Raw genomic sequence first — 23,379 nt, forward strand, 5'->3', positions numbered from 1 at the left:
TGCAATTGTAATTATTGAATTTAAACCAAAAACAAAAGCTAATGAATAATATATATTCAGTAAAAGACGCAACAAAAAAAATAGAACACTATTGTGCGTATCAGGAACGTTGTCATGAAGAAGTAGAATCAAAATTAAAAAGCATGCAAATGGATGCTGATGAAATTAATCATATTATTGCTCATCTTATTACAGAAAATTTCCTGAATGAAGAACGTTTTGCCTGTAGTTTTGCTAGAGGAAAGCACCGAATCAAACATTGGGGAAATATTAGAATAACGAATGAACTAAAGTTCAGAAAAATTAATCAGCGTCTTATTAATACAGCCCTAAAAGAAATTACTCCTGAAGAATACATTGAAACTTTTGAAAATCTAGCCGAACGAACATGGATCCATATTAAAGAATCCAACAACTTAAAAAAAAGGAAAAAATTTTGCGATAACTTGCTACGGAAAGGTTTTGAAAGTAATTTGGTATACGAGAAAGTAAAAGAATTAGAGGTTACTAGAGGAATGGACTAGATTTAATTGTCATCATTAAATGGAACGCGGATAGTGGGAATCTTTTCAAATAAAATAGATACTCTTTCTGCCTTCTAACACAGATGGCAGATTTATATTTAAGAAATAGGAAATAGTAAACAAGCCTATTATTATAAACTCAACAATACACTCACTGCATTACCACCAAAACCAACTGCATTCACCAAAACTTTTTTTATAGGTCTTTCTTGTTTTTGTGCTTTCGCAAAAGGAACTCCTATAAATTTATTGTGCTGCATCATGAGGATGGCCAACTCTAAACTTAACAAGCCAGAAGCTCCAAAAGTATGTCCTATTTTCCATTTGTTTGTCGTCAGTAAAGGCATGCTCTCGCCAAAAACTTTTTGGATTGCTTTGTACTCTGTTAAATCTCCTTTGATAGTTCCTGGGGCGTGCATCACAATGACATCAACATCAGATAATTTTGTGTCTTTTAATGCCATTTTCATTGATTTTTGAAAGCAAATAGCCTCTGCTGATATAGATATGTTATGCTCTAATATTTCTGTTGCATAGCCTATACCTTCAATAAAAGCCAAAGCATTATCTTTTTTCCCCTTTTCTAAACAACAAACTGCTGCACCTTCACCAAGTATCATACTATTCTGGGATTTATCCAAGTCTAACGCTCTGTTGGGGTATTCTTCTTCAGATCTTGAATAAATTTTTAAAGCGCGCATTTGTGCAATGGTAAAATTGGTTAGGGGCGCCTCACTTCCTCCGACCATAAATTTATCAACCATCCCAGATTTTAGCCATACTACTCCATTTAAAACAGCGTGCAAGGCCGTAGAACAAGTGATAGAATGTGAAATTTCAGGACCAGAACTTTGTAAATCGTGAGCGATCCAAGAAGAAATGTTCCCCAAGGTAGTTGTAGGCGAAGCTAAGGTTTGCGCTTTACCAGTTGCTAAGTATTCTTGATAGTGTTTTTCGAATAAATCAGTGGCTCCACGAGAAGAACCAATATTAATTCCGAATACATCTTTCGCACCCCAACCTGCTTGCTTCATTGCTGAACGTGCAGCTTCCATAGCGTACAGAACTGAATTGTCCAGAAATTTATATTTATGATCAGAAAGTTTCAACAATTCAATTTTTGAAACTGAATGTGCATCCAGCGGAGCTACAAATGTAGGCGCTTTATCAATATTTTTTTGAACAAAGCAATGTTGATCATTAAGGTAATTCTCCCAAATAAGTTGCGGATCATTTCCCAGTGGAGATATAGAAGCAAGTGCAGTAATAGATATAATTTGTGACAAGGTGTGTTTTTAAATGTATTGTAATCAGTAGTTTATTGCGAATAAGCCACCTGTTTTTTAGCCCTGATAGTAATGAAAATCCTTTGTACTCTCCTGTCTTTAAGGAGAGTATAAAGATTGCAATGTATAGCAGGATTAGCTACAAAATTAAACTATTTCAAGCGCATCTTCGACTACCTGATATATTTTTTGCAATTGACTATCTGTAATGATGTATGGGGGTAAAATGTAAACTATATTCCCTACCGGTCTTAATATCACACCATTTTCAATAAAGAAATCATATAGTTTATTTCTTAAGCTTCCGTAGTAGCTTGCCGCACCTTCAGTCTTTATTTCTAGAGCAAAAATAGTTCCTAGCACTCGAGTAGTTTTTACCTTATTGTGTTCTTTAATTTTGGCTTGAAAAGCCAAGTGATTTTCATTTACACGAACTAAGTTGGCTTGCATTTCAGGAGTATTTAATAATTCTAAACTCGCTAATGCCGCGGCACAACCTGTAGGATTAGCAGTAAATGTATGTCCGTGAAATAAGGCTTTGTTTATATCTTCGTCGTAAAAAGCATCAAAGATTTCGTTTGTAAATGTTGTAATCGCCATTGGAATAGTCCCACCAGTAAGCGCTTTTGACAAGCACATCATATCTGGCAAAACATTTACATAATCCATCGCAAAATTTTTACCTGTTTTACCAAAACCAGTCATCACTTCATCAGCGATAGTTAGCACTTGGTTTTCTCTGCAAATTTCGATTAATTTACCTAAGGCTTCTGGCTCGTGCATTACCATTCCAGCTGCACCTTGCACCAAAGGCTCAAAGATAAAACCAGCACAATTATTGTTTTTAATTTGAGTTTTCAACGCATCATAACTTTCTTGCTCATGCCCTTTAATGGGAGCAGGGATACGTACCACATCAATAAACATCCCTTCAAAGGCTTGTGTATAAAATGAAATTCCGCTTGCAGCCATTGCTGCAAAAGTATCGCCATGAAAGGCATTTTCGAAAGCAATAATTGTGGTGCGCTTTTCTCCTTTATTAAAGAAAAATTGTAAGGCCACTTTAATCGCAACTTCTACCGCAGTGGAACCGTTGTCAGAAAAAAATATTTTCTGCTGATTGCTTGGTAAAATTTCGATTAATTTCTCACTCAAAACAATTGCTGGCTCATGTGTAAAACCGCCAAAAAGAACGTGCTCTAAAGTCGTTAATTGCTTATAAATAGCATCGGCAATAAACTTATTACTATGTCCATAAGGATTCACCCACCAGGACGCAATGGCATCAATGTATTCTTTATCGTTCTCGTCCCAGAGCAAAGCCCCTTCCCCTCTTTTAATGGCGATAGGAAGCGCAGCTGTTTTATGTTGAGTATAGGGATGCCAAAGATATTGTTGGTCTCTTTCTGATAATGTCATGATAAAATAAATTGTTCCGCAAATATACGCAGAGATAAACAGCCCGCCACACGCGAAGAGCAAAATGCATATTGTTTATAGACTTAACAAATTTTCTCTAAATTGGTCAGCATAATCCTTGATTACATTTTGATCAAAATAAGGTTCTTGTTCAATACGTCCGATAAATTTAATAGCTGATTTAGATAAAATAATTGATTCGGTCGCTTTGTTTTCTTCGCCGCTGAAAATAATTCCTGCTTTCTCAATTTTTCGATTTTGAAGCGCCTCGATTGTTAATAAAGTATGATTAATACTTCCCAAATAATGTCTAGAAACAACAATCACTTTGTAATCAGGCTGAATCAAATCAATAATTGTATCCTGATTATTCAGAGGAACAAACAAACCTCCTGCGCCTTCTATAACCAAATGATTTTCGGTTTCAGGCGCAACAATTGTAGTGACATCAATAGTAATTCCGTCGATTTCAGCAGCTACGTGTGGGCTCGCTGGTGTGTTTAATTTATAGGTATTAGGGTGAATAACGGTTTTATCATTACTGATATAGCGTTCTATTTTATGACTATCAGAGTTATCTAAATCTCCCGCTTGGATGGGTTTCCAGTAATCTGCCTGAAGAGATTCAGTTATAATTGATGAAGCAATTGTCTTACCTACATCAGTTCCTATTCCTGTTACAAATATTTTCATAATTATTAGACCACGGATAATACTGATTCATCAGATTATCACTGATTTTTTAAATTCTTTTTTCTATCGTTGGTATATATTATACGCTTAAATTCAGCCTTTTCTCCAAAATTCAATAAAAGACCCACTTCTATTTCAGTTACTTTTAAATAATTCATCAGATGCGCTACATGCGGATTTATGAGGAGGTCACAAGCTTTCAGTTCTACTATGACTTTATCTTCAACTAATAAATCCTTATAATACTCTCCTAGTAATTGTCCATTTAAATATACTTTTATAGGAGTTTGAGCTTTAACATTGTATCCTTGCTTCTTTAATTCAAAAAACATCGCATTTTGATAAATCTTCTCCAAAAATCCATATCCTAATTGGTTATAAATGTCGAAATATATTCTTATTATGTCTTCAGTAATTTATTTATGTAGTAACTCACTCATTATAAATCTGTTTTAATCCCTGAGATCAGTATAATCTGTGGGCGAAAAGACAAAAGTACTCAACATTGACAAAACTCCTGAAATTTCTTCCTTCGAATTGTAGCTGTGTAGACAAAATCGTAAGCGCTCTTGTCCTTCGGGAACTGTGGGCGATAAAATAGCTTTAACATTAAAACCACTATCTTGAAATTTTTGAGCTATTGCTTTCACTTTTTGATTTCCAGGAATTATTGCTGACTGTATCGCTGATTTAGATTGCACGAACATTGGTTTTAAACCCAGCAATATTTTTTGTTGGTTGAAATGAACGATGTTCGATCTCAATTGAACTAAGTTATCAGTGCTAGCATCTAATGATTGATATGCTATCAAAATTGTAGCTACAGAATGCGGCGACATTCCCGTTGTGTAAATAAAGCTGCGAGCAAAATTGACTAAATACTGTTTTAAATCAATTGAACCTAATATAGCCGCACCATGACATCCTAAGCCTTTACCAAAAGTCATGATTCGGGCAAAAACAGCATCTTGTAAATTGAGCATCTGGACTAAGCCTTCACCTTTATCTCCATAAACACCAAGAGCATGGGCTTCATCAACTACTAAATAACAACTATGCTTTTTAGAAACTGCAATTAACTCTTCTAGATTGGGGGTGTCCCCATCCATAGAGAAAACACTTTCAGTAACGATATAGATATTCTCAACGCTATGACGTATAATAAGCGCTTCAAGCTCTTCAAAATCATTGTGGGCAAACTTATATGCTTTTGCATTAGAAAGTTTAATTCCATCTCTAATGGAAGCATGACAAAGTTCATCGTACAATATCAAATCACCTTTTTGTGGAACACTACTAAAGAAACCGACATTAGCATCATAACCCGAGTTAAATAGTAAAGCAGCTTCTCCGTTATGAAACTGAGCAAGGTAATCTTCTGTTATTTTATATAAAGGATGATTCCCTGAAATAAGCCGAGAACCTGTAGCACCATTTTGAAAAAACTGATTGTCAATAAGGAACTGATGCGTTTGATTAAAAATTGCTTTTGACTGAGAAAATCCTATATAATCGTTCGAACTAAAATCAATTAAATCATTTGTATCAGGCAATTTTCTAAGTGCATTTTCGCTGTGGCGAATATGAAGCTTTTTAAGAAGATTTTCAGGTAATTTCATATCTTCAAAGTTATTAATTAATATAATAATAGCCATTATGTTTTAGCCCAGATAGTAATGAAAATCCTTTTACTTTTTTCTTTAAAAAGTAAAAGATTGTAATGAATAGCTGGAATAGCTCCTAAACAAAAAAAAGCCAAACAAAATTGCCTGGCTTTTAATATATAATTTGGTGAATAGTTTTAGTCTGCTAAAATAATCACTTTATTGTCTTTCATTTCTAACGTTCCAGAAGAGATCGCTAGCGTATAATTTTGATCATTAATCTTTGTAAAGATTGCTGATGCTTCTTTACTTAACTGGAAAGATGGAGCTGAAATACTCACGATTCCTTTTTCAAGTATTGAAACAATAGGCGCGTGATTATTTAAAATTTGAAAGCTACCATTAACACCTGGTACAGCTACTGAAGTAACTTCTGCTTTAAATAAAGAGGCCTCTGGTGATACTATTTCTAATAACATATTTTTGTAGTTAAAGGTTTAAAAGCTTAAAGTTTAAAGTTGCTTGTGAACCTTAAACTTTAAACCTTAAACTATTTTTTAAGCTTCTGCTAACATTTTTTCTCCAGCTTCGATAGCTTCTTCGATAGTACCTTTAAGGTTAAATGCTGATTCTGGTAAGTGATCTAATTCACCGTCAATAATCATATTAAATCCTTTGATGGTATCTTTGATGTCTACTAAAACACCTTTTAATCCTGTAAACTGTTCAGCTACGTGGAAAGGCTGAGATAAGAAACGTTGCACACGACGTGCTCTAGAAACTGCTAATTTATCTTCTTCTGATAATTCTTCCATACCTAGAATCGCAATAATATCTTGCAATTGCTTGTATTTTTGAAGAATTTCTTTAACTCTTTGTGCACAGTCATAATGCTCATCACCTAGAATTTGTGGTGTTAAGATACGAGAAGTAGAATCTAACGGGTCAACCGCTGGATAAATACCTAGCTCAGCAATCTTACGAGACAATACAGTTGTTGCATCAAGGTGAGCAAACGTTGTTGCTGGTGCCGGGTCAGTTAAATCATCCGCAGGTACGTAAACCGCTTGTACAGATGTAATTGATCCTTTGTTAGTAGATGTGATACGTTCTTGCATCGCTCCCATTTCTGTAGCTAATGTTGGTTGGTATCCTACTGCAGATGGCATACGACCTAAAAGAGCCGATACCTCAGAACCTGCTTGAGTAAAACGGAAGATATTATCCACGAAGAATAATACATCTTTACCTTGATCAGTTCCTGCTCCATCACGGAAATATTCAGCAATAGACAATCCAGAAAGTGCCACACGAGCACGAGCTCCTGGTGGCTCATTCATTTGTCCGAAAACGAAAGTAGCTTTAGACTCTCTCATTCCTGGCATATCAACTTTAGTTAAATCCCATCCTCCATTTTCCATAGAGTGCATGAATTCTTCACCATATTTTATAATCCCTGACTCTAACATCTCACGAAGTAAGTCATTTCCTTCACGTGTTCTTTCCCCTACTCCTGCGAATACTGAAAGTCCACCGTGACCTTTTGCAATATTGTTAATCAACTCTTGAATTAAAACTGTTTTACCAACACCTGCTCCACCAAATAATCCAATTTTACCCCCTTTTGAGTAAGGCTCAATTAAATCAATTACTTTAATACCAGTGAATAAAACTTCAGAAGAAGTTGATAAATCTTCAAATTTTGGTGCTTGACGGTGAATTGACATTCCATTTTCACCTGTTTTAGGTAATTCTCCTAAACCATCAATTGCATCACCGATTACGTTAAACAAACGACCATATACGTCAGGACCAATAGGCATTTGGATAGGATTCCCTGTTCCAACTACTTCATAACCTCTACTCAAACCATCTGTTGAGTCCATCGAAATGGTACGAACGGTGTTTTCACCAATGTGAGATTGCACTTCAAGTACTAATAAAGTACCATCTTTTTTTGTGATTTCTAGTGAATCATAAATTTTTGGAAGTTCAACATCTTTACCGTTGAAAACTACATCAACTACTGGACCAATGATTTGCGCAACTTTTCCTATTACTTTTGACATTACTTATGTATTTATTAAATAGCTATTTAGGTTTATGAAATAGTACCAATCGAAATTTATCGATTAGATGCTTTTTTCAGAGTGCAAAGATAATTTTTTAAAATAAAAAATCAATATTTTTTAGATAAAAAATAAATTGCAGACTAATTATCCCTTTTTCAAATGTCAAACCTGAAAATCAATTGGATAAAAACTTAAAACCATCCCAAAATTGGGATGGTTTTATATAACTTTGTTATAACACTTAAAGTGACTTTGGGAATAAAATTCTATAATTTCCTAAATCGACTCCTTTTATATTAGAACCATATTGCAAATTAATGGCTTGAATAAATTTGTTAGCAAGCATTGCATAACCTCTAGGAGAAGGATGCACACCATCTGTTGAAAAACCTCCACCTGTAATAAATGCGCCCGATACTGTAAAACCATTAGCTGAAAATCCACCAGTTGCAACTTGAGACATTAAAGCATTAGCATCTACAAAAGCTAGCCCCTTAGCCGTTGCTACTGCTTTAATTTTTGCATTATAAGCATCTGTTGCCGTCTTAACTAAAGCCACTTCACTTGCTGTTAAAGTTGCCTTATCCTCCATAGGGAAAGTAACTCCAATAGTGTTATTGGTCGCGGGATAACCTGGTTGCGTAGCCCCAATTGTTCCACCTGCTGATAATAATATATAATCTCTAGCTGTTGCTGTATTAGTAGCATGACGCGCTTTACCGTATAAATTTCCTAAAAAAGCCGCTGTAGCTTGTGGATAATTAAACGGAGCTCCCTGCAATGCATTTGTAAATAATGTAGTAGCGTCATAAGCCAACATTTCATCCGCTATTAAAAGTGGATTTGTCGAACTTGCTGTTAGTGTTTGGAAACGAGCTGGCTGTGAAGCTGCTGCTAAAATACTATTTAGAGCTCCAAACAAAGGATTCAGTTGTGCAACCTGTGTAGCATTTAAAGGTACTGGATTTGTCGCAATATAAGTAAAGAACGGAACCGTATTTACATATGGAATATTTGCTACAACTCCTTTTGCCCCACCTGAAGTTAAGGTATTAACCAAGGCATCATATGTGGCATCAAAACCAACACCAGCTACACCCGCTGAAGGTGTAATAGGATTTGTTCCATCTCCTCCCGTTGTTGCATAACCCAAAACATCATTATTGCCTATCCAAAGTGAAAAGAATGTTGGCTTTTGATCTGATGCGTATTTTACCACCGAAGTAGGAGTACTTTGAGGCGCAAATCGAACATAGTATGGATTAGCAGTTCCATTAGCAATACCAACTGGACTACCATAAGTTGAAGACAATAAATGAAAACTCTTAGCACCTGGAACCCCACAATTATTATAAGGACCCGCAGCAGCAATTGATGTCAAAATCTCTGTTGAAGGAGTACCCGATACTGCAACCGGTGCTCCGCCTCCAGTTGAAGCTAATCTTGCCCCAGCTGCTACAGAACCGTTTATTTTAAAACCACCTATATTATCTGACATGAACGGAATTTTAAAATCTCCACCACCCACGGTTGCAAACTGTCCAGCCATAATATTGGTATAAGATACTTTTTGACCTTCAACAAACAAAGCGTTATCCGAATAACCCGCTGTTAACGAGTTTCCTAATGCAACATATTTTGAAAAATCAGCGGATCCCGCCGTTAATGGCAATCCATCTGATGAATTTGAAATAACTACTACTTCATCATCACTATTACATGCTACGAAGGTCAAGGAAACCAATAGCAACCATTTTAAATTTTTTATCATTGTTATTTGTTTTATTTATTAATGACTGTCTCTTTCTTAAGGATTAATGGTCCATGATGCAAAATACTGCTGCCCTATTAAACCTGCCCCTAAAACTTGCGCATATTCTTTTCCTCCAATATTTGAAGCCCCTAGTTTTAATGTAGATTTTAGTTTTGGAATATTGTAATTAATTTGCGCATCAATTACAGTAGCCGCATCTATCATACCGTCAACCATTGTTGATTGCCATAAATATTCACTGCTCCATCTTCCACTTATATTAAAGCCAAAGTTTTCAAACAATTTCTCGTTACCAAATGACGCTTTCACTCTATGCTTAGGAGTGTTAAAACCAGCTTCAAAACTTGGATCCTTTTCTTGGTCAAATTTAAATTCAGCATAATTATAGTTAACACCTACTTCAAAGTCTCTATATACTTTTTTTGAAAGACCAAGACCAAAACCAAGTGATTTAATCTCTACATCAGTATTAGTATATAACTGATACACCCTATAATCACCACCTTGCAATGCTGCTAATGTCTGGAATCCTGGATCTGCCGGGTTTGGCGTAGGATTCGGAGCATCTTGAGTTGTTCCATAATAAGGTGCGATCACATTTAAGTTACCAATAAAGTCATTGTAAATATTATAATATCCGTTAATATCTATTGACACGTCTCTTATAAATGAACGATACCCTAATTCAAATGCCTTAACTTGCTCTGGCTTTACATAATCAACATTTGTTTTTCTTAACAAACTAGCATTACCTGTTGCACTAAACTGACCTACAGATGTTGCTGTATAAGAATTATTATAAGCATTTAAACCATTTAAAACAACTGTATTTGAACCAAGTACAGCTTGACCAAAAGCAGAAATAGTACCACTTCCATCAATATCATTCCCTCTAACCTCAGAGAATCTTGTTAAATTATCTGGAGCTGATCCTAGCAATAAAGCACTACCTACATTAAAACCAATATATTGATCTTGTGTTGATGGATTTCTAAAACCTGTTTGAAAAGATCCTCTAAAATTATGTCTTCTGCTTTCGCCTCCAGAATACACCAGCGAAACTCTTGGTGAAATATTACCGTCAAAATTTTGCGCTTTATCATAACGTACTGACCCTGTGAATTTCAAACGGTCGTCTATAAATTTCTTAGTTACTTGCGTATAAGCTCCGTATTCATCGTAGTTTATAGGCCCATCTTTATCAGTATAAATTCTACCATGCGAATTTAATTGATACGCTCTATAAGAACCTCCAATTTGAATTTCAGCAAATTCGATAAGATCTTTAAAATTGTAATTAGCATCAGAATGATAAATTTTAGAATTATCCACTAATTTTGAACCCGTTAATACACTAGCCTCATTTGTTACTTTATTAAAAGCAGATCTAAAAGCTGCAGTTCCTGGAATTAATCTTCCAGTATCCGCAGTACTCCTTGCAATTATATGCGCATTTTCCGGCGTTTGACCTGCTAGTGTAGCACCCACATATGCACCTGCATATTGCCCAAACCAAGTTTTATCATCTTTCCACACTCTATTTATATTGATACCTGTAAAAAGCATATCATATGACTTTCCACCATCTTCGTTAGTAGTATACCCTCTTACAAAAAAGTTTTTCCCTTTTATTTCTAACTTATGTTGTTGCATAAAAAAGTCATTCAAATAATACCTATTAGCACCTTGATAAACTGCATTTCCCCAACCAAATTTACTTTGCCAAATAACTTCTAAATCATCCGCAAATGGTTTGTAATGGAGTGAAAAGTCAATTTTAGTATTACTTGCTTTATTATCTGTTAAATCAACTTCATTATAACCAGTTCTACTTACATTATAATTAGGCAATAAATTAACTGCTGATGCTGGTATAATATTTAGCGCCGCAAGTGACTGACCAACACCTTTTAGATTAGTTGTAACTTCATCACCATACACATTGATACCATCATAATTAACATGGTTCCTGTCTCTGCCAACAACTGTTTTATCATCATAATTAGTGGCATACCAATCAGTACCATGCATATAGGTGAAATTTGCCTTTGCCGCTAATTTAGGACTAAAAGCATGAGCCATTCTAATTCCGTAGTCTACAAAGTCATTAGAGCCAGCTGCTTTTTGGCTCGTTTGTCCATATTTTGCATAAGCTGTAATACCTTGACTTGTAAATGGACTTTTACTATTCATAAACAATATTCCATTGAAGGCATTTGCACCATATAACGCGGAAGATGCTCCCGGCAATAACTCTACACTTTGAACGTCTATTTCAGACACTCCGATCATGTTCCCTAGTACGAAATTCAGTAATGGTGACGAGTTATCCATACCATCCACCAATTGCATGAATCGTGTATTGGCTACAGTTGCAAAACCACGAGTATTTATCGATTTAAATGACAAACTACTTGTGTTCATTTGAACCTCTTTCAAATTTTCCAATCCATCATAAAAGGTAGCAGAAGCTGTTTTTTTAATATCCGCAATACCCATTCTCTCAATAGTAACCGGAGATTCTAAAACCCTTTCTGGAGTTCGAGAAGCAGACACAACAATTTCATTAAGTAAATTGTCTTCATCACTTAGGGTAACAGATACTTTTTGATTTAGTGATACAATATTTACTTTTTTAGAAACAAATCCTACACTTGAAATTTCGATAACATAGGGTGGTTTTTTGGACGAAGACAAGACAAATTTTCCATCGGCATCAGTAACACTTCCAGCTACATCGCCAATAATTTTAACATTCGCACCAATCACAGGTTGGCCACCACTATCTGCTACCGTACCAGAAATTGAATTTTGAGCAAAGGATATGCTGCAAAAAAACAATGACAACAAAAGTAAATAAATTCTCATTTGGTTATATTTTAATGATTTATATCGCCAAAGTACAAATAATTTTGATATTATTAAAAAACAAGATAAATAAATAAATATATGCCAACATATTTAGTTCATTTTAACATAAATACAACAATATGATTTTTATATATTAATGTGCATTTGTGTTAATTTATTGCAAATTACTATGCGTACATACTAAAATAGACTAAAAATTGAATTTATCACAAAAATTATAAATTTCATTATAATGTATAAAAAAAGCGAGATAATGTATCTCGCTTTTAAAATATATAAGTAACTAATTGTTATTCAACCGTAACCGACTTCGCTAAATTTCGAGGCTGATCTACATTACATCCTCTTAAAACAGCAATATGGTAAGACAATAATTGCAACGGTATAGTTGTGATTAACGGTGACAATGCATCCGAAGTTTCTGGAATTTCAATAACATAGTCTGCTAATTTACGTACTTCAGTATCTCCTTTAGTCACCACAGCAATAATTCTTCCACTTCTGGATTTTATCTCCTGAATATTACTCACAATTTTATCGTAATGACCTTGTTTAGGCGCAATTACAACAACAGGCATGTGCTCATCAATCAAAGCAATCGGGCCGTGTTTCATCTCTGCTGCAGGATAACCTTCAGCATGTATATATGATATTTCTTTTAATTTTAAAGCTCCTTCTAAAGCTACAGGGAAATTGTAACCTCTTCCTAAATACAAACAGTTAGGTGCCTCACTAAAAGTAGCAGCTATTTCTTTTGCTGTATCATTAGTATCTAACGCCTCTTTTACCTTTTCTGGAATCAACTCTAACTCTTGCAAATACATATGAAAATCAGAATGCGACAACGTACCTTTGGCTTTTGCCAAACGCAAAGCAATCATAGTTAACACGGTTATTTGCGTAGTAAAAGCCTTCGTTGAAGCTACACCAATCTCTGGTCCGGCATGTGTATATGCTCCAGCATGAGTTTCTCTCGATATAGAAGACCCTACGACATTACAAACTCCAAAAACAAACGCACCACTTTCTTTAGCTAATTTAATCGCAGCCATGGTATCTGCTGTTTCTCCTGATTGAGAAATAGCAATAACAACATCTTTACTGTTAATAATTGGGTTTCTATATCTAAATTCTGATGCATACTCCACTTCAACAGAAATTCTAGCAAATTCCTCAAAAATATATTCAGCGACTAAACCTGCGTGCCAAGAAGTACCACAAGCAACTATTATAATTCGATCTGCATTTAAAAATTTCTCTAGATTATCCTCAACACCTGCCATCTGAATAATTCCTTCATTAGCATGTAGTCGTCCTCTATAAGTGTCTTTTATAACACTAGGTTGTTCATAAATCTCTTTTAACATAAAGTGATCATAACCCCCTTTTTCAATCTGTTCTAAATTCATTTGTAATTCTTGAATGTAGGGATCCACTAAAGAGTCATCTTTAATTTTCCTAACTTTCATTGCTTTACGTAAACTTATATTAGCCATTTCACCATCTTCTAAATACACTGCATTAGAAGTATATTCAATAAACGGTGAGGCATCAGAAGCAATAAAATATTCCCCTTCTCCAATACCAATAGCTAAAGGACTTCCTAAACGTGCAGCTACTATTTCATCTGGATTTTTTTTATCAAATACAGCAATAGCATAAGCTCCTACAACTTGATTCAAAGCGATTTGAACAGCTTTTCCTAATTTTATTCCTTCATTTTTCTGAACTTCTTCTATAAGATTAACTAAAACCTCAGTGTCAGTATCAGAGTGAAAAACATATCCTCTTTTTTGCAATTCTTCTTTTAACGGTGCGTAATTTTCAATAATTCCGTTATGGATAATTACTAAATCTCCAGAATTAGAAAGATGTGGATGCGAATTCACATCATTTGGCACCCCATGCGTTGCCCAACGCGTATGACCTATACCTATAGCACCTTTCATCGCGCTTTCACCAGAAGCTTTCTCTTCTAAATCAGCAACCTTGCCCTTAGTTTTACAAAGCTTGATGTCATCTCCATCGTACACCATTACACCAGCACTATCATATCCTCTGTATTCAAGCCTTTTCAACCCTTTTATAACGATAGGATAAGCTTCTCTATAACCTATATATCCAACAATTCCACACATATATTAATTAATTAGCTTTTGTATAATAAATCTCTAGTTTCAATCTTTTATCCTCAGCTACTGTTGCTTTACTTCCGTAAAAAACAGTACCCAACGGACTCATAACAGCTGCTTGAGGCAACTGAGATATAGTACTATTACTCGTTCTTAGTTTATATGAATTTGTGGTATTTATATCTTCTGTAATAACAACACCTAACTTAACATTTGTAGAGTCAGCATTTTTAATCAAACTTCTAACGTGATTTGTTATTCTTACTTTATAGGTGTTATCATCGGTTTTTGTTTTATTTAATATACCACTAAAAACAAGCTTATTATCTTTGTCAGTTGTTCCAGCAGTCCCATCATTATAATAATCTATCAAAGGTCGATTATTATTCAAGTCATATACGTAAATACGATTAGGTTTTTCTGCACTTCCTAATGCTGCTGCATCAACATGGAAAACTAGATTAGCTTCGTTAATTAACCATCCATTTTCTCTAATAGCTTTTAATTGATCAGCAGTAAATACTTCCAAAATAGCCATAGAACCTTCGCCACCTTTAACATAAAGTCTCTCATCACCTAGCGTCTTATCAATATTTGCAGCAGCTGTAGCATTAGTATATGCTGGAGTCAGATTACTATCTTCTAGTAAACTAACTGTATTGCCTGACAAACTTAGAACAATAGATTTATCAACACGTGTATTATCACTGTCTGAGGTGTCTTCTTTATATTTAATAGTTATTTTACCTTTTTTAAAATCTAGCAAAGCCATGTTAGAAGGATTACTACCAGATTTTTCGACCTTAAAGTATAATCCTCTAAAATAATTTTTAAAAACATCATTAGTAACCAAGTTCCCAGTTGCAGCTGCATCAATAATTTTAGTTTTAAAATACGCTGCATTAAGATCAAGTCGCATACCTGGAGCAACTCTTGTTACAACATCCTTTCCATCAGTAGTAACCGTAGATTTATACTCGGCAGGACTAAACACAAATTCGTCATTTTGTGCAACACTTAACGCATTATTTAATCGAGCTCCTATTTTGACACTATTAAAATCTGCATTTTGATTGGTATAATATTTTTGAGTTTCTTGAAATCCACCATTAGGATCTAAATTTCTCATAAAATAACCCGACTCATAAACACTTAGTTTGATCTTACCAGTGGCAGGACCGTAAATAGAATCTAACTCATATGTCCCATCTCCATTACTATCCGTAGATTTCAACGTACTAAAATAAGGTATTGTCAATACCACACTTTCAATAACTGGATTCTTACCAATGGTAGGGTTCACAGCATCTAATGTAACTTGAGTAGCAAAATTAGCTGTTGTTGTTCCAAAAGCAGGATTGTCATAAATTCCTAATGCATTCACTGCAAGTCCATTTGACTGGACAGGTCCTACTTTTTGATTATAGGCTAAAACATTTGAGGTATATTTCTCAAAATCAAAATGATTGTCCCCAATTAATCCATCCCCTATGGAATTGTAATCTTTATCACAAGAATATAAAAAAAGAACAGTCGCAACTATTAGAATTTTCTTAAAAAAAGAAGTATTGTACATTGATGCTTAAAATTTTAAATTATAGAATTTCGTTGTTGTAAAAATTGCTGTACGCTTCTGCGAAAGCATCTTTAGGCACGAAAGGTAAAAAAGGTTTTCCTGAAGATTCTATAAATTTTGTTAAACTTGGAGAAAGGCTATCAGAAGCAATAATTACTGCGTCCGAATGATTAATTGTTGCCTTAATTATGCTTTCATAATCAGGTGTTTTTAAATCAGCAATAGCATCCAAAGGAACACCATCAAGCTGAATTTTGTTAATCATCTCAGCATCTAAAGTACCTTCAAAAGATTGACTATATACAGAGGTTACAATCTTTGTATCTGAAAACAAGGCTTCATTTTTATAGTAGTGCTTTAAATAGATAGGCAGCATAGCAGCCATCCAACCATGAACATGAATAATATCAGGCACCCAGTTTAGTTTTTTCACCGTTTCTACCACTCCTTTTGCAAAGAATATAGCACGCTCATCATTATCCGGATACATTACCCCATCTTCATCTGCAAATGTGGCTTTCCTTTTAAAATATTCATCATTATCTATAAAGTAAACCTGAATGCGTTCTTTAGGAATAGACGCTACTTTGATAATCAAAGGCATATCCAAATCATTCACTACCAAATTCATCCCTGAAAGCCTAATTACTTCATGTAATTGGTGTCTTCTCTCATTAATATTTCCATATCTCGGCATAAAAATTCTGATCTGTCCGCCTTGATCGTTTACCATCTTTGGCACATCATAAGACATTAAAGAAACCTCATTTTCAGCCAGATAAGGCACCACTTCAGATGATACGTATAATATCCTCTTATCTTTCATATTGTAATTTGCTTAATTTATTGGTAATAAAAACCATGCAAAATTACAAAATTTTATGCAGTTATTAACTAATATATTATGTTTGCATATAATTTAAATAAAACAACCATGCATATTTTCAATGGAAAAGCAGCTTTAATAGCCTATTTGACCTCTATTAAAACTACTGATTCCACTATTGGTTTTGTTCCTACTATGGGTGCTTTACATCAAGGTCACCTTTCATTAATGGAACAATCCCTGGTAGAAAACGACTATACTGTAGTCAGTATTTTTGTTAATCCTACACAATTCAACAACCCTGAAGACTTACTAAAATACCCTCGAACTTTAGAACAAGATGTTGAGAAAATTGCAGGTTTAAGCAACAATATTATTATTTATGCACCCACGGTTGATGATATTTATGAAGGCAATGTGCTTTCGCAAAAATTTGACTTTGATGGTTTAGAACATCAAATGGAAGGAAAATTCAGACCAGGGCATTTTGATGGAGTAGGAACAATCGTGAAAAGACTATTTGAAATCGTTAGTCCCACAAATGCCTACTTTGGAGAAAAAGACTTTCAACAATTACAAATTGTTAAAAAAATGGTTGAGAAAAACAATCTTATTGTAAATGTAAAAGGTTGTGCTATATATAGAGAAGCTAATGGACTTGCCATGAGCTCGAGAAACGAACGACTCTCCTCCGTTGAAAAGGAGGAAGCTGCTTTTATATATAAAACATTACTAACCGCTAAAGAAAAATTTGAAAACGAAACCGTTCAGTCAGTCAGTACATGGGTTGAAAATGCTTTTAGTAATAACTCAGCATTCGAACTAGAATATTTTCAAATTGCCGAAGAAGCCACCTTACTACCTTGTGAAACCAAAAATGAAACTAAGAAATACCGTGCATTTATTGCCGTTTTTATTAATAATATCCGATTGATTGACACCATATCATTAAATTAATTTACTTTTGTAGCATGCAAATTCAAGTATTAAAATCAAAAATTCATCGAGTAAAAGTTACTGGAGCCGACTTAAATTATATTGGCAGTATTACTATTGATGAAAGCCTTTTAGAAGCTTCAAACATTATAGAAGGAGAAAAAGTTTCCATTGTAAACATTAACAATGGCGAACGCTTTGACACATACGCCATTAAAGGCGAAAGAAATTCTGGTGAAATAACCCTTAACGGACCAGCAGCCAGAAAAGTTCAAAAAGACGATATTATTATCATTATTGCTTATGCTTCATTAGAATTTGAAGAAGCAAAAACGTTCAAACCTTGGATTATTTTTCCAAATGAAAAAGATAATTCTTTAACGTAATAAATATTAGTTCAAAAATAAATGTAACTTTAACATTACAATCTAAAAGACAATAGCTGTTACATCTATTGTCTTTTTTTTTCAGTATTTAATAAATTAGTAAGCTTACCTATGGCCAAAGTAAAAACCACTTTTTTCTGTCAAAGTTGCGGAGCACAATATGCGAAATGGCAAGGACAATGCAATTCCTGCAAAGAATGGAATACTATTGCAGAAGAGATTATTCAAAAGCAAGAAAAAGTGGCATGGAAAAGTGAAAACACCACTTCTAACAAAGCGCCAAAACCATTAAAAATAACCGAAATAGATTCTACTCAGGAAGTCCGAATGGATACTACAGATGCCGAATTAAATCGTGTACTGGGAGGTGGCATTGTACCTGGATCACTAACCCTTTTAGGTGGGGAACCGGGTATTGGAAAAAGCACCTTATTATTACAAATCTCTTTAAAATTACCCTACAAAACACTGTATGTCTCTGGTGAAGAAAGTCAGAAACAAATAAAAATGCGGGCCGAAAGAATTACACCTACAAGTGACAATTGCTACATTCTTACAGAAACCAAAACCCAAAATATCTTCAAACAAATTGAAGCTATAGAGCCTGAAATTGTAATTATAGACTCTATACAAACTTTGCATACTGATTATATCGAATCTACCGCTGGGAGTATTTCACAAATACGTGAAACTACTGCTGAGCTGATAAAATTTGCCAAGGAAACTAATATTCCCGTTATATTAATAGGACACATTACAAAAGACGGTACTATCGCTGGTCCAAAAATTTTAGAACACATGGTCGATACTGTTTTACAATTTGAAGGCGATCGCAATCATGTCTACCGTATTTTACGTTCCCTTAAAAATCGTTTTGGTTCAACTGCCGAAATTGGCATCTACGAAATGCTAGGAAGCGGCCTTAGAGAAGTCTCTAACCCTTCAGAAATATTAATTTCCCATAAGGATGAAGAATTATCAGGAACTGCTATTGCTTCCACCCTAGAAGGAATGCGACCGTTGATGATTGAAATACAATCATTAGTAAGTACTGCCGTTTATGGAACTCCGCAACGCAGTACTACGGGATACAATGCTAAACGGTTAAACATGATTTTAGCAGTACTTGAAAAAAGAGCCGGATTTAGGCTTGGCGCCAAAGATGTCTTCTTAAATGTAACTGGAGGAATCAGCGTTGATGATCCAGCGATAGATTTGGCTGTAGTTGCAGCCATCTTGTCGTCAAATGAAGATATCCCAGTAAATAAGGACTTTTGCTTTGCGGGCGAAGTAGGCTTATCAGGAGAGATACGTCCTGTGAACCGCGTAGATCAGCGCATACAAGAAGCTGAAAAATTAGGTTTCTCAACCATCTTTGTATCTAAATACAACAAAATTGCTATAAAAAATTCTGGAATTAAAATTCAACTAGTAGCTAAAATTGAAGATGTAGCCAGCATGTTATTTGGTTAAACCTATTTTAAAAAATATAAATCACTGATTTTCAATACATTTTTTGTAAATTTATACAATAACTCTCTATAGTACAAATTTTAAAAATTAATGATATGAAGAAGCAAACGGGTATTTGGATCGACTCAAAAAAAGCAATTATTGTCACTTTGAATGATGGAAAGGAATCAATAACCGAAATTCAATCTGATTTAGAAAATCGTGTCTATCATGATAAAGAGGGAGATAAGGGTAGTTTTTTAGGAAATCAACATATCGATTCCCAAAAAACATTCGACGAAAGAAAGAAAAATCAAACCAACAGTTATTTAAAAGATATTATTTCAAATGTGCATGAATCGGATGAGCTTTATATTTTTGGTCCGGCAGAAACAAAAACTAAATTGCAGCATAAAATCAACGCTGAGAAGTCTGCTTTTTCCAGTAAACTAAAATCAGTTGAAGCGGCAGATAGTATGACATCAAACCAAATTGTCGCGAAAGTCAAAAAGTTCTACAATCACTAATTAAGAATTTATAATTTATATTTTTAAAAACCACAATTTAAATATTGTGGTTTTTTATTTGCAAAAATGCAAGATAAATTGTGCCCTTATTAAAATATAATTGGCACTATTGAGTTAAATTTGTTGCTGTTGCCAGTAAATAAATTTCCGCAGCGACTTCTTCAAAAACCATTATGTAAATGAAAAATTGGAAAAAAAAATTAATCATTAGCCTCTCTATAATATGCTTACTACTGATTACGGCATTTATTGGTTTTTTCATTTTTAGAGACTCCCTACTCAAAAAAGCAATTCAAAACACAACTGTTGAACTAGATCACAAATACAATAGCAAATTCACTGTAAAAGACGCACATTTCGAAAGTCTCACCGCAATAAGCTTATCCCATATAACATTAGTTCCTAAAAATGCTGATACCCTTTTTAGCATTCAAAAAATGCAAACAAGCATCAACTTTTGGAAATTATTTACCGGTAATGTGCAGTTAGGAACCTTAAAAATAAAGAATGGATATGTACAACTGGTACAGAAAGGGAATGTAAAAAACTTTGCAGCCTTTTTAAAAAAAGATAGCACATCCACAGTGTCTACTGAAAAAAGAGATTACGCAGCCTTTGCTTATCGCATCATTTCTAAAACATTAAACTTGATTCCCACGGATATGAAGGTTGAGAACCTGAAGTTTAAACTGGATGATAATGGTAAAAAAGCCACCATTGATATCCAGCAATTGGTTTTGGCTAATTCACAGATGGAAAGTGCTATTAATGTTCAAACAAATACATTTGCACAACGCTGGAGAATTAACGGTTTTGCTGATCCTAGAAATAAAAAAGCTGACCTACACTTCTTTAATCGAGATACCGGCGCTATTAAAGTGCCTTATTTTGACGAACGTTACAACCTCATATCTAGTTTTGATTCGATACGCTTAAATATTGAGAACATTGATCGCAGCGGCGGAAAACTCCACATAGATGGTTTTACCTCTATTGCTAATTTGAAAATCAATCATCCTAAAATAGCCAGCAAAGATGTCCTAATTAAAAAAGCTCGTTTTGACTATCGTTTACTATTAGGATCAGATTTCATTGCCATCGACAGTAGTTCAATTGCACAGTTTAACAACATTAAATTCCATCCTTATCTGGAACTGAATACCGCATCAGATACTGTTTACCAGCTCAAAGTAAACATCCCAAAAATGAAAGCGCAAGACTTCATCAACTCTCTTCCGGATGGTTTGTTTACACATTTTCAAGGAATGCTTGCCGAAGGAACATTTGATTATCAGCTTGATTTTAAATTCAACAAAAACAAACCTGACCAACTCGTATTTAATAGTAATATTAAGAAAGATAACTTAAAAATCACCAAATATGGAGAGGCTAATTTAAACAAACTGAATGGGGAGTTTATTTATAGAGCGATTATAAAAAATGTATTGCAACGTCCAATTCTTGTGGGGAACAACAACCCTAATTATACTCCTATGGGAGCCATTTCTCCTTACCTTAAAAAATGTGTTTTGACCACCGAAGATCCATCTTTCTATTCTCATCATGGATTTATCAATGAAGCTTTCAAACAATCGATCGTAAAAAACATAAAGACTAAAAAATTTGCTCGCGGTGCCAGTACCATTAGCATGCAGTTAATTAAAAATGTGTTCTTAACTCGAGAAAAAACTGTTTCTAGAAAATTAGAGGAAATTTTATTAGTTTACATCTTAGAAAATAATAGAATTGTCAGCAAGGAACGCATGCTGGAAGTTTATTTTAACATTATCGAATGGGGCCCAAATGTATACGGTATAGAAGAAGCGAGTCGGTTTTATTTTCAAAAAGAGCCTTCACAATTAAGCTTTAATGAGTGTTTGTATCTCGCTAGAATTATTCCAAGTCCTAAAAAATTCATGTATCAATTTAACGATTCGGGAAGATTAAAAGAATTTGCCACTCAGCAAGAACGTTTCTTGACAAACATCATGCTTAGAAGAGGATTACTAGCGGTAGACGATACCTTATACAAAGCTAATCCCTTAACTATTTCTGGTCCTGCACGCTCCTATCTTAGAATTAAAGTGCAAGATTCTACTAAATTAGATTCCATAGCAGCTACCGACGAATTTGAATTTTAAGTGCATAACTTACAGAAACCAAAAAGCCCACAAACAAGTCTACTGTTTTATGGGCTCTATAATGATTTATATTCTCAATCTACTACATAAGATTAGGGAGCAGGATTTGGAATTATTGCTTGCACACCATCAATTGCTTTTAAAACATCCTCAGACAATGTTACGCTAATGGTATCAATATTTTCTTTTAATTGATCCATAGTTGTCGCGCCAATAATAGTACTTGTTAAGAAAGGCTGTTGTTCAATAAAGGCTAAAGCCAACTCTGTTAAAGACAACCCATTCATAATCGCAATTTCCTGATACAGTTTCGTTGCTTCTGTACATTGTTCACTGCTATACCTCGTATATTGTGGAAACAAGTTAATGCGAGCATTTGGATGACTTTCTCCAGTTAAAAACTTACCAGACAAAACGCCAAATCCCATTGGTGAATACGCTAACAGTCCCACATTTTCACGAGCACAGATTTCGGAAGAATCCGTTTCAAAAAGACGATTTAATAGCGAGTACGGGTTTTGTATTGTTTTGATTCTGGGCAGGTTGTTGTATTTATTTTCTTCTAGAAAACGCATAATTCCCCAAGCATTCTCATTTGACAAACCTACATGTTTGATCTTCCCTTCTTTTATAAAACCATCTAAGGTAGTCAGCACTTCATGAATATTATCTTCCCACTCATCATCTTGTAGTATAAAACCGCGTTGTCCAAAATAATTTGTTTTGCGTTCAGGCCAGTGCAACTGGTATAAATCAAGATAATCTGTTTGTAAACGTTGCAAACTATGCTCTAGTGCATATTTAATACTTGCAGGAGAAAAGTCATTTTTCTCACGCATGTAGGTAAAATTTGGATTAGGACCTGCAATTTTAGATGCCAAAACAATTTTATCGCGATTTCCTGATTTTTTTAACCAAGTTCCTATAATCTTCTCTGTACTTCCGTATGTTTTTTCATTTGCTGGAATAGAATACATCTCAGCAGTATCAAAAAAGTTAACTCCATTTTCTAAAGCATAATCCATTTGGGCATGTCCCTCAGCTTCTGTATTTTGTTGTCCAAAAGTCATTGTCCCTAGACAAATCTTGCTGACTTTTATATCCGTATTCGGTAAAGTAGTATATTTCATTTTTTAAAGATTCTGTTTTACAAAGATCAA

General features: G+C 34.5%; 19 protein-coding genes. 6 read left to right on the forward strand and 13 right to left on the reverse strand.

What is annotated here, in order from left to right:
* Nucleotides 1-41: 41 nt before the first annotated feature.
* Complete coding sequence (locus ACEN2K_RS00535; protein ID WP_441757357.1) at nt 42-524, forward strand: regulatory protein RecX; 483 nt, start codon at nt 42-44, stop codon at nt 522-524.
* 131 nt (nt 525-655) lie between these two features.
* Here the strand turns inward: ACEN2K_RS00535 and ACEN2K_RS00540 are convergent, their stop codons facing one another.
* The 12 genes from ACEN2K_RS00540 to ACEN2K_RS00595 all read right to left on the reverse strand — a co-directional run bounded on the left by ACEN2K_RS00540 (nt 656) and on the right by ACEN2K_RS00595 (nt 16,777).
* A complete protein-coding gene (locus tag ACEN2K_RS00540; RefSeq protein WP_441757358.1) occupies nt 656-1,810 on the reverse strand; it encodes a beta-ketoacyl synthase N-terminal-like domain-containing protein in 1,155 nt (384 codons plus the stop codon).
* A gap of 147 nt (nt 1,811-1,957) precedes the next feature.
* Nucleotides 1,958-3,229, reverse strand: a complete 1,272-nt coding sequence (bioA, locus tag ACEN2K_RS00545; protein WP_441757359.1) for an adenosylmethionine--8-amino-7-oxononanoate transaminase — start codon at nt 3,227-3,229, stop codon at nt 1,958-1,960.
* Between the two features lie 75 nt (nt 3,230-3,304).
* Entirely contained in the window at nt 3,305-3,922 is a 618-nt protein-coding gene (bioD, locus tag ACEN2K_RS00550; RefSeq protein WP_441757360.1) for a dethiobiotin synthase, read from the reverse strand.
* Nucleotides 3,923-3,960: 38 nt separating this feature from the next.
* Nucleotides 3,961-4,338 carry a GxxExxY protein gene (locus ACEN2K_RS00555; protein ID WP_441757933.1) on the reverse strand — a complete coding sequence of 126 codons (378 nt, stop codon included), beginning with the start codon at nt 4,336-4,338 and terminating at the stop codon, nt 3,961-3,963.
* 36 nt (nt 4,339-4,374) lie between these two features.
* Nucleotides 4,375-5,541: an aminotransferase class I/II-fold pyridoxal phosphate-dependent enzyme gene (locus ACEN2K_RS00560; RefSeq protein ID WP_441757934.1), complete on the reverse strand. Its 1,167-nt coding sequence runs from the start codon at nt 5,539-5,541 to the stop codon at nt 4,375-4,377.
* A 182-nt stretch (nt 5,542-5,723) separates the two neighbouring features.
* On the reverse strand, nt 5,724-6,005 hold the full coding sequence (locus ACEN2K_RS00565) for a FoF1 ATP synthase subunit delta/epsilon (protein WP_441757361.1): 282 nt from the start codon (nt 6,003-6,005) through the stop codon (nt 5,724-5,726).
* Nucleotides 6,006-6,083: 78 nt separating this feature from the next.
* Nucleotides 6,084-7,595: a F0F1 ATP synthase subunit beta gene (gene atpD / locus ACEN2K_RS00570; RefSeq protein ID WP_441757362.1), complete on the reverse strand. Its 1,512-nt coding sequence runs from the start codon at nt 7,593-7,595 to the stop codon at nt 6,084-6,086.
* Between the two features lie 244 nt (nt 7,596-7,839).
* Entirely contained in the window at nt 7,840-9,369 is a 1,530-nt protein-coding gene (locus ACEN2K_RS00575; protein WP_441757363.1) for a G-D-S-L family lipolytic protein, read from the reverse strand.
* A 36-nt stretch (nt 9,370-9,405) separates the two neighbouring features.
* The gene (locus ACEN2K_RS00580) at nt 9,406-12,240 is read right to left on the reverse strand and encodes a TonB-dependent receptor domain-containing protein (protein WP_441757364.1); all 2,835 of its coding nucleotides are present in this window, start codon (nt 12,238-12,240) and stop codon (nt 9,406-9,408) included.
* A gap of 293 nt (nt 12,241-12,533) precedes the next feature.
* Entirely contained in the window at nt 12,534-14,381 is a 1,848-nt protein-coding gene (gene glmS / locus ACEN2K_RS00585) for a glutamine--fructose-6-phosphate transaminase (isomerizing) (protein WP_441757365.1), read from the reverse strand.
* A gap of 7 nt (nt 14,382-14,388) precedes the next feature.
* Nucleotides 14,389-15,951 (reverse strand): DUF4270 domain-containing protein, encoded by a 1,563-nt coding sequence (locus tag ACEN2K_RS00590; protein ID WP_441757366.1) that lies wholly within the window; start codon nt 15,949-15,951, stop codon nt 14,389-14,391.
* Between the two features lie 19 nt (nt 15,952-15,970).
* Complete coding sequence (locus ACEN2K_RS00595) at nt 15,971-16,777, reverse strand: glycogen/starch synthase (protein ID WP_441757367.1); 807 nt, start codon at nt 16,775-16,777, stop codon at nt 15,971-15,973.
* 78 nt (nt 16,778-16,855) lie between these two features.
* Between ACEN2K_RS00595 and panC the strand changes: the two genes are divergently transcribed.
* The 5 genes from panC to ACEN2K_RS00620 all read left to right on the forward strand — a co-directional run bounded on the left by panC (nt 16,856) and on the right by ACEN2K_RS00620 (nt 22,219).
* Entirely contained in the window at nt 16,856-17,734 is an 879-nt protein-coding gene (panC, locus tag ACEN2K_RS00600) for a pantoate--beta-alanine ligase (RefSeq protein WP_441757368.1), read from the forward strand.
* 14 nt (nt 17,735-17,748) lie between these two features.
* Complete coding sequence (gene panD, locus ACEN2K_RS00605) at nt 17,749-18,099, forward strand: aspartate 1-decarboxylase (protein ID WP_441757369.1); 351 nt, start codon at nt 17,749-17,751, stop codon at nt 18,097-18,099.
* A gap of 111 nt (nt 18,100-18,210) precedes the next feature.
* Nucleotides 18,211-19,572, forward strand: a complete 1,362-nt coding sequence (gene radA, locus ACEN2K_RS00610) for a DNA repair protein RadA (protein WP_441757370.1) — start codon at nt 18,211-18,213, stop codon at nt 19,570-19,572.
* Between the two features lie 95 nt (nt 19,573-19,667).
* Nucleotides 19,668-20,078, forward strand: a complete 411-nt coding sequence (locus ACEN2K_RS00615) for a hypothetical protein (protein WP_441757371.1) — start codon at nt 19,668-19,670, stop codon at nt 20,076-20,078.
* Nucleotides 20,079-20,257: 179 nt separating this feature from the next.
* Nucleotides 20,258-22,219 carry a transglycosylase domain-containing protein gene (locus tag ACEN2K_RS00620; RefSeq protein ID WP_441757372.1) on the forward strand — a complete coding sequence of 654 codons (1,962 nt, stop codon included), beginning with the start codon at nt 20,258-20,260 and terminating at the stop codon, nt 22,217-22,219.
* 92 nt (nt 22,220-22,311) lie between these two features.
* On the opposite strand, the gene ACEN2K_RS00625 is transcribed toward ACEN2K_RS00620, so the two are convergent.
* The gene (locus ACEN2K_RS00625; protein WP_441757373.1) at nt 22,312-23,349 is read right to left on the reverse strand and encodes an aldo/keto reductase; all 1,038 of its coding nucleotides are present in this window, start codon (nt 23,347-23,349) and stop codon (nt 22,312-22,314) included.
* Nucleotides 23,350-23,379: the final 30 nt, after the last annotated feature.

Origin of the sequence: Flavobacterium sp. W21_SRS_FM3, from assembly GCF_052113625.1 — a bacterium.
Classification (GTDB): Bacteria; Bacteroidota; Bacteroidia; order Flavobacteriales; family Flavobacteriaceae; genus Flavobacterium.

Bases quoted from the DNA above. Each gene is read 5' to 3' on its own strand.
- ACEN2K_RS00535 (WP_441757357.1), top strand. From the start codon at position 42: ATGAATAATATATATTCAGTAAAAGACGCAACAAAAAAAATAGAACAC.
- bioA (WP_441757359.1), bottom strand. From the start codon at position 3,229: ATGACATTATCAGAAAGAGACCAACAATATCTTTGGCATCCCTATACT.
- bioD (WP_441757360.1), bottom strand. From the start codon at position 3,922: ATGAAAATATTTGTAACAGGAATAGGAACTGATGTAGGTAAGACAATT.
- ACEN2K_RS00560 (WP_441757934.1), bottom strand. From the start codon at position 5,541: ATGAAATTACCTGAAAATCTTCTTAAAAAGCTTCATATTCGCCACAGC.
- ACEN2K_RS00565 (WP_441757361.1), bottom strand. From the start codon at position 6,005: ATGTTATTAGAAATAGTATCACCAGAGGCCTCTTTATTTAAAGCAGAA.
- atpD (WP_441757362.1), bottom strand. From the start codon at position 7,595: ATGTCAAAAGTAATAGGAAAAGTTGCGCAAATCATTGGTCCAGTAGTT.
- ACEN2K_RS00575 (WP_441757363.1), bottom strand. From the start codon at position 9,369: ATGATAAAAAATTTAAAATGGTTGCTATTGGTTTCCTTGACCTTCGTA.
- ACEN2K_RS00580 (WP_441757364.1), bottom strand. From the start codon at position 12,240: ATGAGAATTTATTTACTTTTGTTGTCATTGTTTTTTTGCAGCATATCC.
- glmS (WP_441757365.1), bottom strand. From the start codon at position 14,381: ATGTGTGGAATTGTTGGATATATAGGTTATAGAGAAGCTTATCCTATC.
- ACEN2K_RS00590 (WP_441757366.1), bottom strand. From the start codon at position 15,951: ATGTACAATACTTCTTTTTTTAAGAAAATTCTAATAGTTGCGACTGTT.
- ACEN2K_RS00595 (WP_441757367.1), bottom strand. From the start codon at position 16,777: ATGAAAGATAAGAGGATATTATACGTATCATCTGAAGTGGTGCCTTAT.
- panC (WP_441757368.1), top strand. From the start codon at position 16,856: ATGTTTGCATATAATTTAAATAAAACAACCATGCATATTTTCAATGGA.
- panD (WP_441757369.1), top strand. From the start codon at position 17,749: ATGCAAATTCAAGTATTAAAATCAAAAATTCATCGAGTAAAAGTTACT.
- radA (WP_441757370.1), top strand. From the start codon at position 18,211: ATGGCCAAAGTAAAAACCACTTTTTTCTGTCAAAGTTGCGGAGCACAA.
- ACEN2K_RS00615 (WP_441757371.1), top strand. From the start codon at position 19,668: ATGAAGAAGCAAACGGGTATTTGGATCGACTCAAAAAAAGCAATTATT.
- ACEN2K_RS00620 (WP_441757372.1), top strand. From the start codon at position 20,258: ATGAAAAATTGGAAAAAAAAATTAATCATTAGCCTCTCTATAATATGC.
- ACEN2K_RS00625 (WP_441757373.1), bottom strand. From the start codon at position 23,349: ATGAAATATACTACTTTACCGAATACGGATATAAAAGTCAGCAAGATT.